1 protein-coding gene and 1 pseudogene are annotated in these 13,998 nt (G+C 52.1%); both read left to right on the forward strand.

What is annotated here, in order from left to right; all coding sequences use genetic code 11:
* Positions 1-126 precede the first annotated feature (126 nt).
* Positions 127-10,881, forward strand: a complete 10,755-nt coding sequence (gene srfAA, locus NYE36_RS01835) for a surfactin non-ribosomal peptide synthetase SrfAA (RefSeq protein ID WP_265451396.1) — start codon at positions 127-129, stop codon at positions 10,879-10,881.
* A 21-nt stretch (positions 10,882-10,902) separates the two neighbouring features.
* Positions 10,903-13,995: pseudogene (gene srfAB, locus NYE36_RS01840) on the forward strand (surfactin non-ribosomal peptide synthetase SrfAB); the annotation flags it as partial.
* Positions 13,996-13,998: the final 3 nt, after the last annotated feature.

The raw sequence follows: 13,998 nt of genomic DNA on the forward strand, positions 1-13,998 counted from the left end.
GATTGAATCGGGATTGTTTTGGAGGTAAGTGGTTCTTTTGGCTTGATAATGAGTTAGGGACATTGAGGGAGGCTGTTTCTAAGGGAGAATTGACATCTTTATCTTAAAAAGGGGAGGCGCACACATATGGAAATAACTTTTTATCCTTTAACAAATGCTCAAAAACGTATCTGGTATACAGAAAAATTCTATCCGAACACGAGTATTTCAAATCTTGCCGGGTTCGGGAAACTCATTTCTGAAGACGGCGTACAGGCTCATTACGTTGAGAAAGCGATACAGGAATTCGTCCGGCGGTATGAGTCGATGAGAATCCGTCTGCGGCTTGATGATGAGGGGGAGCCCGTTCAATATGTGAGCGAATACCGTCCGCTGACTATCGAACATACAGACATCAGGCGAGCCGGCTGCTCTGCGGACGAGCTGTCCAAATGGGGGCGTGAAGAAGCTGGCAAACCTCTGGCGTTATATGATCAGGATTTATTCCGTTTTTCCGTGTATACCATCAGCGAAAATGAGGTCTGGTTCTACGTTAATGTGCATCACATTATTTCAGACGGGATTTCCATGACGATTCTGGGCAATGCGATTACCGATATTTATTTGGAGCTCTCAGGCGGAGCAAGTGAGGAACAGACGGAGATTCCTTCTTTTATCGAGCACGTGCTGACAGAGCAGGAATATGTGCAGTCGAAGCGGTTTAAAAAGGATCGGGATTTTTGGAACGGGCAGTTTGAGACCGTGCCGGAGCTTGTGTCCCTGAAACGGAGCCAGGCAGATGCGGGTCTTGATGCGAAACGGTTTTCTCAAGAAATTCCTCACGACTTATATGGCCGCATTCATTCATTCTGCGAGGAGCATAAAGTCAGCGTACTATCTCTGTTCCAGTCAGCTCTGATCACTTATCTCTACAAAGTGACCGGCCGGGATGACGTTGTCACAGGTACGTTTATGGGAAACCGGACGAATGCGAAAGAAAAGCAGATGCTCGGGATGTTCGTATCTACAGTTCCTGTGCGGACAAGTGTTGACGGAGGACAGTCGTTCTTGGAATTCGTTAAAGGCCGGATGAAGGATCTGATGAAAATTCTCCGTCACCAAAAGTATCCGTATAACCTGCTTGTCAATGATTTGCGCGCTTCGAAAAGTTCGCTGAGCAGATTGTTTACGGTGGCTCTGGAGTACCAGGTGATGCAGTGGCAGAAAAAAGAGAATCTGTCCTTCCTGACAGACCCTATTTTCAGCGGAAGCGGTACAAATGATATTTCAATTCATGTGAAGGAACGATGGGACACCGGGAAATTGACAATTGATTTTGACTATCGCAGCGACATTTTCAAGGGGGAAGAGATTGAATCTGTTTCTGAACGTTTGATCACGCTGATTGAAGATGCGATTTCATCTCCTGATCGCATAATTGATGAACTTACTCTTCTTTCTGAATCCGAGAAAGAGCAGCTGCTGAAACGGGCCTCCGGCAATCCGGTGAATTACCGCGGGGAGATGACGATACCGGGGCTGTTTGAAGAGAAGGTGAAGTCACTGTCTGACAAATCGGCGGTGGTGTATGAAGGCCGAACATTGTCCTATCGCACATTGCATGAACAGTCAGGCCGAATTGCCGGACGCCTTCTTAAAGCCGGGATATCAGCCGATTCTCCTGTCGCGGTGCTGCTTGGCCGTTCTGAGCGTGTCATTGCGGCAATATTGGGAATTTTGAAAGCAGGCGGCGCCTATGTGCCGATAGATCCTGATTTTCCGGCGGATCGGATTCAGTACATTTTGGAGGACAGCGGAGCGAAGGCTGTTCTGACGGAGGCCGGAATACAGGCGCCTGCAGCGGATGCCGAACGGATTGATTTTGACGAGGCTGTTCAGTATGAGACGGCTGCGGACGGTGTCAGCACACAATCAGACCGGCTGGCTTACATCATCTACACGTCAGGTACAACGGGGCGGCCGAAAGGCGTGATGATTGAGCACCGGCAAGTTCATCATCTGGTGCAATCACTGCAGCAGGAGATTTATCAATGCGGTGAGCAGACATTAAGAATGGCGCTTTTGGCTCCGTTTCATTTTGATGCGTCCGTCAAACAGATTTTTGCCTCGCTTCTTTTGGGACAGACGCTTTATATCGTGCCGAAAACGACTGTAACGAATGGCTCGGCACTGCTGGACTATTATCGTCAAAATCGGATTGAAGCCACTGACGGAACGCCTGCGCATCTGCAGATGATGGCTGCGGCGGGAGATGTCAGCGGAATTGAATTGCGCCACATGCTCATTGGGGGAGAGGGTCTGTCCGCGGCTGTTGCTGAACAGCTGATGACGCTCTTTCATCAATCGGGCAGGACGCCGCGTCTGACGAATGTCTACGGGCCGACAGAAACGTGCGTAGATGCGTCCGTGCATCAGATGTCAGCGGATAACGGAATGAATCAACAGGCGGCGTACGTTCCGATCGGAAAACCGCTCGGCAACGCCCGTCTGTATATATTGGATAAGCACCAGCGGCTTCAGCCCGACGGCACGGCCGGTGAGCTGTATATCGCGGGTGACGGTGTAGGCCGCGGCTATTTAAATCTTCCGGATTTGACCGCAGAGAAGTTTTTGCAGGACCCGTTTAACGGAAGCGGCCGCATGTACCGCACGGGTGATATGGCGCGCTGGCTGCCGGACGGGACGATCGAATATATCGGCCGTGAAGATGATCAGGTGAAAGTCCGCGGCTACCGCATTGAGCTGGGAGAAATTGAAACGGTGCTCAGAAAAGCTCCGGGCGCGGCGCAGGCCGTCGTGCTGGCACGGCCGGATCAGCAGGGCAGCTTAGATGTCTGCGCATATATCGTTCAGGAAAAAGGAACCGAGTTTCACCCTGCCGAGTACAGGGAGTATGTGTCCAAGCACCTTCCTGATTACATGGTGCCCGCTTACTTTACAAAAACGGACGAAATTCCGCTCACGCCAAGCGGGAAGGCGGACCGCAAAAAGCTGTTTGCGCTTGATGTGCAGGCTGTCAGCTCATCTGAATATGCCGCGCCGAGAAATGAAACGGAGGAAACACTTGCCGTCATCTGGCAGGAAGTTCTCGGAATGGACAAGGCGGGCATTTATGATCATTTCTTCGAGTCAGGCGGTCATTCATTAAAGGCAATGACGCTTCTGACGAAAATTCATAAGCAAATGGGCGTTGAAATTCCGCTGCAATACTTGTTTGAGCATCCGACGATTGCGGCGCTTGCCGATTATGCGGAAAACCGAAACGAAGGACCGGCATTCAGTGCAATTGAGCCGGCTGAGAAGCAGGCGAGCTATCCGCTTTCGCTCGCTCAGCAGCGGACTTATATCGCAAGCCAATTTGAAGACGCGGGAGTCGGATATAACATGCCGGCTGCGGCCATGATTGAGGGCGCTTTAGACCGTGAAAAGCTTGAGCGTGCATTTTCTGCCTTAATCAGCAGGCATGAAGCGCTCAGAACATCGTTTCAATCAGAGGACGGCACGCCGAGACAAGTGATTGGCGAGCATGTTCCGTTTCATATTGAAATGATCGAAGCGCGCGGAAGAACGAATGAACAGGTCATGAAGGACTTTGTGCGCCGTTTTGATTTATCTGAGGCGCCGCTGTTCAGAATCGGCCTCCAAACGCTCGGTCACAATCGCCATATGCTGCTGTTTGATATGCATCACCTGATTTCTGACGGGGTGTCTATTTCCATAATGCTGAAGGAACTGGCTGACATCTACGGCGGAAATCAGCTGCCTGAATTGCGCATTCAATATAAAGATTATGCCGTATGGCAGGCGGAACGGGCGAAAGAAGGCTACAAGAAGGAGCGGGCGTACTGGAAAGAAGTCTTCAGCGGCGAACTGCCGGTGCTTCAGCTGCTCCCTGATTATCCGCGGCCGCAGGTGCAAAGCTTTGAAGGTGACCGCGTGTCCGCCAAGCTGCCGAAAATGCTGCGGGAACGGCTGCAGAAGTTTGCCGAGAAAAACGGAGCCACCCTTTACATGGTGCTGTTATCAGCATACTATACGCTGCTTTCTAAGTATTCGGGACAGGAAGACATCATCGTGGGAACACCGTCAGCGGGAAGAAATCACTCCGATACCGAGGGGCTTATCGGGATGTTTGTCAACACGCTTGCGCTGCGAAGCTCCGTGAAGCAGGATCAGACATTTGCCGGCTTGTTAGGTCATGTGCGCAAGCAGGTGCTGGATGCGTTTTCTCATCAGGATTATCCGTTTGAGTGGCTGACCGAGGAGCTGAACGTGCCCCGGGACATGAGCAGGCATCCGATATTTGACACGATGTTCAGTCTGCAAAACGCCTCGGACGGAATTCCGGAGATCGGTAATCTGACGCTGTCTCTTCATGAAACAAACTTCAACATCGCCAAATTCGACCTGACCATGCAGGCTCGGGAAACAGCGGAAGGCATTGCGCTTGATTTGGATTATTGCACGAAGCTGTTTAAGCGCTCAACTGCGGATCGCATGCTTGCGCACTATGTCCGTCTGCTGGAGAGCGCGGCAGCTCAGCCGGATGCGAAAATCAGCGAATATGATCTGCTTTCTGAACGGGAGGCTTTGAATCAATTACAGCGGTTCAACCCGGAACGCACGGCATATCCGAAAGAGCAAACGATCGTGCAGATCTTTGAAGAACAGGCCCGAAAGAACCCTGACCGGACGGCTCTTCAGTTCGAAGGGGAAACCCTGTCGTATCAGCAGCTGAATGAACGCGCCAACAGGCTTGCGCGGCATATTCTTTCGGTCGGAGGCGGCGGAAAAACCGCGGCTGTTCTGTGTGAACGGTCAATGGATATGATTGTTTCCATTATGGCTGTGTTAAAAGCGGGGTCCGCCTATGTGCCGATTGATCCTGAGCATCCGGTTCAGCGGATTCAGCATTTCTTCCGCGACAGCGGGGCGAATGTGCTCCTGACTCAGCAAAGCCTCAAGCCGCTTGCGGAAAAGGCCGGTTTTCAAGGCGTCATTGTGCTTGCTGATGATGAGGCGAGCTATGAAAAGGACTCTCACAATCCAGCATTGCCGTTTGATTCCAAAACAATTGCCAATCTCACTTATACATCAGGCACGACGGGAACGCCGAAAGGAAACATCGTCACACATGCCAACATTTTGCGGACGGTAAAAAACACGAACTATTTGACTGTTTCTGAAGAGGACACAGTGCTCGGTCTGTCAAACTACGTTTTTGACGCTTTTATGTTTGATATGTTCGGTTCGCTGTTAAACGGTGCAAAGCTTGTGATCGTCCCGAAAGATACGGTGCTGGATATGTCACGCCTGTCCCGTGTGATCAAACGGGAGAACGTCAGCATTCTGATGATTACGACGGCCCTGTTCCACCTGCTTGTTGATATGGAGCCGTCCTGTCTGACGACGCTTCGGAAAATCATGTTCGGGGGCGAAAGAGCGTCTGTAGAACATGTCAAAAAGGCGCTTGCGGCAGTCGGAAAAGGAAGACTGCTTCATATGTACGGCCCGTCGGAAAGCACGGTGTTTGCGACATACCATCCGGTGGATGTCATTGAAGAGGATACGCTCTCCGTTCCGATCGGGAAACCGGTCAGCAATACGGAAGTCTTCATCATGAACTCAGCCGGACGCATTCAGCCGGCGGGTATCGCGGGAGAGCTGTGCGTCAGCGGTGAAGGTCTCGTAGAAGGCTACTACAACCGTCCTGAACTGACGGAAGAAAAATTTGTAAAGCATCCGTTTAAGGAAGGTGAACGGATGTATAAAACGGGCGACTTGGCCAGATGGCTTCCGAATGGCGATATCGAGTTTATCGGACGTATCGACCATCAGGTGAAAATCCGCGGTCAGCGGATTGAGCTTGGCGAAATTGAGCATCAGCTCCAAAGCCATGACCAGATTCAGGAATGCATTGTGCTCGCTGTGGATCAGGGCGCGGGTGACAAACTTCTTTGCGCGTATGTTGTCGGCCTCAGGGAAATCTCTTCCCGGGAGCTGAGGGAGCATACGGCGAAGGATCTTCCGGCTTATATGATTCCGTCCGTCTTTATTCAATTGGATGAACTGCCTCTTACAGGGAACGGAAAAATCGACAGGCGGGCGCTGCCGATGCCGGATGTGACCGCAGCGAATGCCGTGTCATATACGGCGCCGCGCAATGAAACAGAACAAAAACTGGCGGATATTTGGGCTGAGGTGCTGCAAATGGAGCGGGTCGGCGTCCATGACCAGTTCTTTGAGATCGGGGGCCACTCGTTAGCGGGGATGAAACTGCTGGCCCTTATCCAGAAGACATTCGGCGTGCAGCTTACCTTAAAGGATCTGTTCACTTCTCCGACGGCTGCGGGGCTGGCGCAGCTGATTGAAGGGGCTGAGCGGAAGGCTGCTGAGAGCATCGCACCGGCGACCGAGCGGGAAACGTATCCGGTTTCTTCACCGCAGAAGCGGATGTTCGTGCTTCAGCAGCTGGAAGGCGCTGAAACAAGCTATAACATGCCGTCTGTGCTCCGCTTAAAAGGAAAGCTTGATGCAGAAAAGCTGAAATCCGTCATGAAACAGCTGACAGAACGCCATGAAGCCTTCAGAACGACATTTGACATAAAGGATGGAGAAACGGTTCAGCGCATATGGACGGAAGCTGATATCAACATGGAATATTATGAAGCCTCTGAAGAAGATGCTGAACGGATTATTCAGAGCTTTATCCGGCCGTTCCGCCTGGATCAGCTTCCTCTCGTCAGAACGGGACTGGTCAAGCTGGCTGAACATGACCACCTGCTGCTGTTTGACATGCACCATATCATTTCGGACGGCGCTTCAGTCGGCGTGCTGATAGATGAACTGTCCCGCTTGTATGGCGGTGAAACGCTTGAGCCGCTGCGGATTCATTATAAAGACTATGCGGTATGGCAGCAGAAATTTATTCAATCAGAGCAGTACCGCAAGCAGGAGGAGCATTGGCTTCGGGAGCTTGACGGCGAGCTTCCGGTATTGACGCTGCCGGCTGATTACAGCCGTCCGGCCGTGCAAACCTTTGAAGGAGACAAGCTGGTCTTTTCTCTGACTGAGGAACAGACGTCGGCTCTTCGCAGTCTTGCGAAACAAACGGATTCTACCATGTACATGGTGCTGCTGGCGTCATACAGCGCCTTTCTCTCAAAACTGAGCGGACAGCATGACATCATTGTGGGCTCGCCGGTTGCGGGACGGTCACATGCGGATCTCGCAAACGTCATTGGTGTTTTTGTGAATACACTCGCGCTTCGTACGTATCCGGAAGCGGACAAAACGTTCACAGACTATCTTAAAGAAGTAAAACAAACCGCTTTACATGCATTTGACGCGCAGGATTATCCGCTTGAAGACCTTCTGCAAAAGGTTGAGGTGCAGCGTGATACGAGCAGAAATCCGCTGTTTGATGCGGTATTCTCAATGCAAAATGCAAATGCGGAAGATCTGGTCATGGAAGGAATTGAGCTGAAGCACCATCCGTTTGACAGAAAAACAGCCAAGTTTGACCTGACAATGACGGCTGAGGACACAGACGAAGGCTTAACGTTTGTGCTTGAATATAACACCGCGCTGTTTAAACCGGAAACGGCAGAGACATGGAAGCATTACTGGCTTCAACTGTTAGAAGCCGCAGCGGAAAATCCGGCTGCAAAGCTTTCTGAGCTTTCATTGGTAAATAAAACAGAAAAACAAGCCCTCCTCAACGCATGGAAAGGAAAAACAATTTCTGTGCCGCGGGACAAAACGGTTCACCGTCTCTTTGAAGAAACGGCCGCCCGCTACGCGAACCGGCCGGCCGCGGCATACAACGGCGCGAAATGGACGTACGGCGAGCTGAACGCAAGGGCGAACCGGATCGCGCGCATTCTCATGGACTGCGGCGTCACGGCTGACGAACGTGTCGGCATTTTGACGAAACCGTCCTTGGAAATGGCCGCGGGCGTACTCGGCGTCCTGAAAGCAGGCGCGGCATTTGTGCCGATTGATCCCGACTACCCGGAAGAGCGGATCAGCTACATTCTGCAGGACAGCGGCGCCAAGCTTCTTCTCACCCAGGAAGCGCTGGGCGTGCCGGAAAGCTACAACGGAGAAACGATCCTGCTTGACGGCAGCCGCTCCATTCTGAGCCTGCCGCTTGATGAAAACGATGAAGCGAACCCGCAGACGGAAACAACGGCGGATCATCTCGCTTATATGATTTACACATCAGGAACGACCGGACAGCCGAAGGGTGTCATGGTCGAACACCATGCGCTGGTGAACCTGTGCTTCTGGCATCACGACGCATTCGCCATGACGGCGGATGATAAAAGCGCCAAATACGCGGGCTTCGGTTTTGACGCCTCCATCTGGGAGATGTTCCCGACATGGACCATCGGCGCGGAGCTTCACGTCATTGACGAAGCGATCCGGCTGGATATCACCCGCTTAAATCACTATTTCGAGGAGAACGGCGTGACCATCACCTTCCTGCCGACGCAGCTTGCCGAACAATTTATGGAGCTGGAAAATACCTCCCTCCGCATGCTTCTCGTCGGCGGCGACAAGCTGAAGCGGGCGGTGAAACAGCCGTACACGATCATCAACAACTACGGCCCGACGGAAAACACCGTCGTCGCGACAAGCGGCGTCATCAATCCGGAGGAAGGATCGCTTTCGATCGGACGGGCGATTGCCAATACGAGAGTTTATATTCTCGGCGACGGCGATCAGGTGCAGCCGGAAGGCATTGCCGGTGAATTGTGCGTGGCCGGCCGCGGTCTGGCGCGCGGATACCTGAACCGTGAAGAAGAAACGGCGAAGCGGTTTACCGCCGATCCGTTCGTGCCTGGCGAGCGCATGTACCGGACCGGCGACCTCGTCAAATGGAACGCGCAGTGCGGCATCGAATACATCGGCCGTATCGACCAGCAGGTCAAAGTGCGGGGCTACCGGATCGAGCTTTCAGAAATCGAAGTCCGCCTCGCCCAGCTTGCGGACGTTCATGACGCAGCGGTGACGGCCGTGGAAGACAAAGCGGGCAATACCGCGCTTTGCGCCTATGTCGCGCCTCAGCAGGACGATATTGAAGCGCTCAAGTCCGCGCTGAAAGACACGCTGCCTGACTACATGGTGCCGGCTTTCTGGGTGGAGATGGACGAGCTTCCGGTCACCGCGAACGGAAAGATTGACAAAAAAGCCCTGCCGGCGCCTGACATTGAAGCGGGAAGCGCCGCGTACAAAGCGCCGGAAACGGAGATGGAGACGCTGCTTTCCGACATTTGGCAGGAAGTGCTCGGTCTTGACCAGATCGGCGTAAGCGATAATTTCTTCACGCTCGGCGGGGACTCGATCAAAGGCATCCAAATGGCGAGCCGTCTGAACCAGCACGGCTACAAGCTGGAGATGAAAGATCTCTTCCAGCACCCGACCATCGAAGAGCTCGTCTCCTATGTGGAGCGGACGGAAGGCAAGCAGGCCGACCAGGGACCTGTCGAAGGCGAAGCGGCCTTAACGCCGATCCAGCGCTGGTTCTTTGAGAAAAACTTCACGGACAAACACCACTGGAACCAATCCGTCATGCTTCACGCGAAAGACGGATTTGATCCGGAGATAACAGAAAAAACATTACATGTCCTGACGGTGCACCATGATGCGCTCCGGATGATTTATCGTGAACAAAAACCGTATTACAGAGGGCTTGAGGATGCGTCTGTTGAACTGAACGTCTTTGAGCTGAACGGACCTGCTGAAGACCATGAGGACCGTATCGAAAGGGAAGCAGACCGTCTTCAAAGCAGTATTTCACTGGAAACAGGACATCTCTTGAAAGCCGGGCTCTTCCGGGCTGAAGATGGAGACCACCTTCTTCTCGCAATCCATCACTTAGTCGTGGATGGTGTATCTTGGCGGATTTTACTGGAGGACTTTACGTCCGTTTATACGCAGCTGAAGCAAGGCAATGAACCCGCGCTGCCGCCGAAAACACATTCATTCGCCGAATTTGCCGAGAGAATCAAAGAATACGCAAATACGAAGGCGTTTCTGAAAGAAGCGGATTACTGGAGAGAGCTTGAGGAAAAAGAGGTATGCACTCAGCTTCCGAAAGACAGGCAGTCTGGTGATCAGCGCATGAGACATACGAGAACGGTCAGCTTCTCTCTGACGCCTGAACAAACTGAACAGCTGACGACAAACGTACATGAAGCCTATCACACCGAAATGAATGACATCCTGCTCACGGCGCTCGGACTGGCGCTGAAAGAGTGGACGGGTGAAGACACGATCGGCGTTCATTTGGAAGGCCACGGGCGCGAAGACATTCTTGACGGCTTGAATATCACCCGGACGGTCGGATGGTTTACGAGCATGTATCCGATGATCCTTGAGATGAAGCACACCGACGATCTTTCATATCAGCTGAAACAAATGAAAGAAGACATCAGACACATCCCGAACAAAGGAGTCGGCTACGGCATTCTGCGTTATATAACGGCGCCTGAGCATAAAGAGAATCTTTCATTTGAGATTGATCCGGATATCAGCTTTAACTACTTAGGCCAGTTTAATGAGATGTCGGATTCCGGCTTATTTACAAGATCCGGGATGCCGTCAGGACAATCGCTGAGCCCTGACACAGAGAAGCCGAATGCGCTTGATATTGTCGGATTTATAGAAAATGGGCAGATGACGATGACGTTTGCCTATCATTCTCTCGAATTTCATGAAAAAACCATTCAATCGTTCAGTGACAGCTTTAAAGGGCACCTCTTGAAAATCATAGATCACTGCCTGGCCCAAGACGGACCTGAGCTTACGCCTAGCGATCTTGGCGATGATGATCTGACGCTTGATGAACTTGATAAATTAATGGAAATTCTCTAACAGAAAAGACAGAGGTGACATATGAGCAAAAAATCGATTCAAAAGGTGTATGCACTCACACCGATGCAGGAGGGAATGCTGTATCATGCGCTGCTTGATCCGCATTCTTCCTCCTACTTCACACAATTAGAGCTTAGGATTCACGGAAGTTTTCAGCTGGAGCTTTTTGAAAAAAGCGTCAATGAGCTGATCCGGACATATGACATCCTGCGTACGGTATTCGTGCACCAGCAGCTTCAAAAACCGCGCCAAGTCGTATTAGCCGAGCGGAAGACGAAGGTGCACTATGAAGATATCAGTCAATTAGATGAAGCGCGCCAAACCGAATATATTGAACGCTATAAACGCGGCGTGCAGCAGCAGGGCTTTCATCTGGCGAAAGATATTCTCTTCAAAGCAGCGGTGTTCAGACTCAGTGAGAAGGAGCTGTATCTCGTCTGGAGCAATCATCATATCGTCATGGACGGCTGGAGTATGGGCGTTTTGATGAAAAGCCTGTTCCAAAACTATGAAGCGCTTCGTGCCGGCCGGCCCGCCGGGGGAAGCCAGGGCAAACCTTACTCTGACTATATCAAATGGCTCGGAGGCCGGGATTATGAGGAGGCGGAACAATATTGGAGCAGCCGACTGGCGGATTTCGAACAGCCGAGCCTGCTCCCGGGCCGTCTGGCATCAGAAAAGAAAGACTACCAAAATGAAGAATATTCTTTTGTCTGGGATGAAGAGCTGGTCGCGCAGATTCAGCAGACCGCCAACCGGCATCAAGTCACGGGGCCTAACCTGTTTCAGGCCGTTTGGGGTGCGGTGCTCAGCAAATACAACTATACAGACGATGTGGTGTTCGGCACCGTCGTATCAGGCCGTCCTTCAGAAATCAACGGCATAGAAACGATGGCGGGGCTGTTCATCAATACAATTCCCGTCAGAATCAAAATTGACAAAGATGCAGCCTTTTCGGACGTGATGGCGGCAGTTCAGAAAAACGCCGTGGAAGCCGAGCGCTATGATTATGTGCCGCTCTATGACATTCAAAAGCGCTCCGCCCTGGACGGCAGCCTCTTAAATCATTTGGTCGCGTTTGAAAACTATCCGCTGGACAAAGAGCTGGAAAACGGGGGCATGGAGGAAAGACTCGGCTTTTCCATTAAAGTTGAACATGCTTTTGAGCAGACGAGCTTTGATTTCAATCTCATCGTGTATCCGGGAAAAACGTGGACTGTCAAAATCAAATACAATGGAGCGGCTTTCGCTCATGATGCCATCGAACGAACGGCGCACCATCTGACCCGCATGATGAAAGCCGCGGTCGGAACGCCTGACGCGCCCGTGCGGGAACTCGGCCTTGTTTCAGGCGAAGAAGAGCGGCAGATTGTTGAGATATTCAATGATACGAAAACGGCGCTTCCGGAAGAGGAGGCCGTTCACCGTTTGTTTGAAGCACAGGCAAACCGGACGCCTGCAAGCATCGCGATAAAAGAAGCGGGACGCGAATGGACCTACCGTGAAGTGAACGAAGCGGCCAACCGCCTGGCGAGACACCTTGTGAAGAGCGGGCTGGAAAAAGGCCGGACCGCCGCTATTATGAACGACCGGTCTGCGGAAACCGTTGTCGGAATGCTTGCCGTCCTAAAAGCAGGCGGCGCATATGTGCCGATTGATCCGGCTTTTCCGGAGGACCGTCTCCGCTTTATGGCGGAAGACAGCTCGATTCGGCTCGTGCTGACAGTTCAGGACTATCAAGAACAAGCGGGCGCATTGCAAGTCCCGGTCGTCATGCTGGATGAAAGCGCGGATGAAACGGTAAGCGGAACAGACTTGAATCTTCCGGCCGGCGGCAACGACTTGGCGTATATCATGTATACATCCGGATCGACCGGCAAACCGAAAGGCGTCATGATTGAACACAGAAATATCATCAGGCTCGTCAAACATTCGAATTACGTGCCGGTTCATGAAGAAGACCGGATGGCGCAAACGGGAGCCGTCAGCTTCGATGCCGGAACCTTCGAAGTCTTCGGCGCATTGCTGAACGGAGCGTCATTGCACCCGGTGAAAAAAGAGACGCTGCTTGACGCCGGACAATTCGCCCAATTTCTGAAAGAGCAGCGGATCACGACCATGTGGCTGACGTCTCCGCTGTTTAATCAGCTTGCCCAAAAGGATGCCGGCATGTTTAACACGCTCCGGCACCTCATCATCGGCGGTGATGCGCTTGTGCCGCATATCGTCAGCAAAGTGAGAAAGGCATCACCGGAGCTGTCGCTTTGGAACGGATACGGGCCGACGGAGAATACGACGTTTTCGACGAGTTTTCTCATTGATCAGGATTATGACGGTTCGGTCCCGATCGGGAAGCCGATCGGAAATTCCACTGCGTACATTATGGATGAAAACCGCAACCTCCAGCCGATCGGCGCGCCCGGTGAGCTGTGCGTCGGCGGAAGCGGAGTGGCAAGAGGCTATGTGAACCTGCCTGAATTAACGGAGAAGCAGTTTGTCCGCGATCCGTTCAGACCGGATGAAATGATATACCGGACGGGGGACTTGGCGAAGTGGCTTCCGGACGGCACGATCGAGTTTCTCGGCAGAATTGACAACCAAGTAAAGGTCCGCGGTTTCAGAATCGAGCTCGGCGAAATCGAGGCGAAAATCAGCCAGGCGGAGAATGTGACGGAATCTGCGGCTGTGATCCGGAAAAATAAAGCGGATGAAAATGAAATCTGCGCTTACTTTACCGCAGACCAAGCCCTTTCGCCGGAAGACCTGCGCAAAACACTTTCGGAATCACTTCCGGAATACATGATTCCCGCACACTTCATCCAGATGAATCAGTTTCCGCTGACGGCGAACGGAAAAATTGATAAAAAAGCGCTGCCTGAGCCTCAGGCTGAAGCCGTTCAACAAGAATACGTAGCGCCGAAAACGGAAGCGGAGCAGAAACTCGCCGACATTTGGGAAGGCATTCTCGGTGTGAAAGCGGGTGTGACTGACAATTTCTTCACGATTGGCGGACATTCTTTAAAAGCCATGATGATGACCGCTAAAATCCAGGAGCACTTTCAAAAAGAAGTACCGATTAAAGTGTTATTTGAAAAGCCGACCATTCAGGAGCTTGCG

It is taken from the genome of Bacillus sp. FSL R5-0593, from assembly GCF_038603755.1.
In the GTDB taxonomy this organism is placed as follows: domain Bacteria; phylum Bacillota; class Bacilli; order Bacillales; family Bacillaceae; genus Bacillus; species Bacillus velezensis.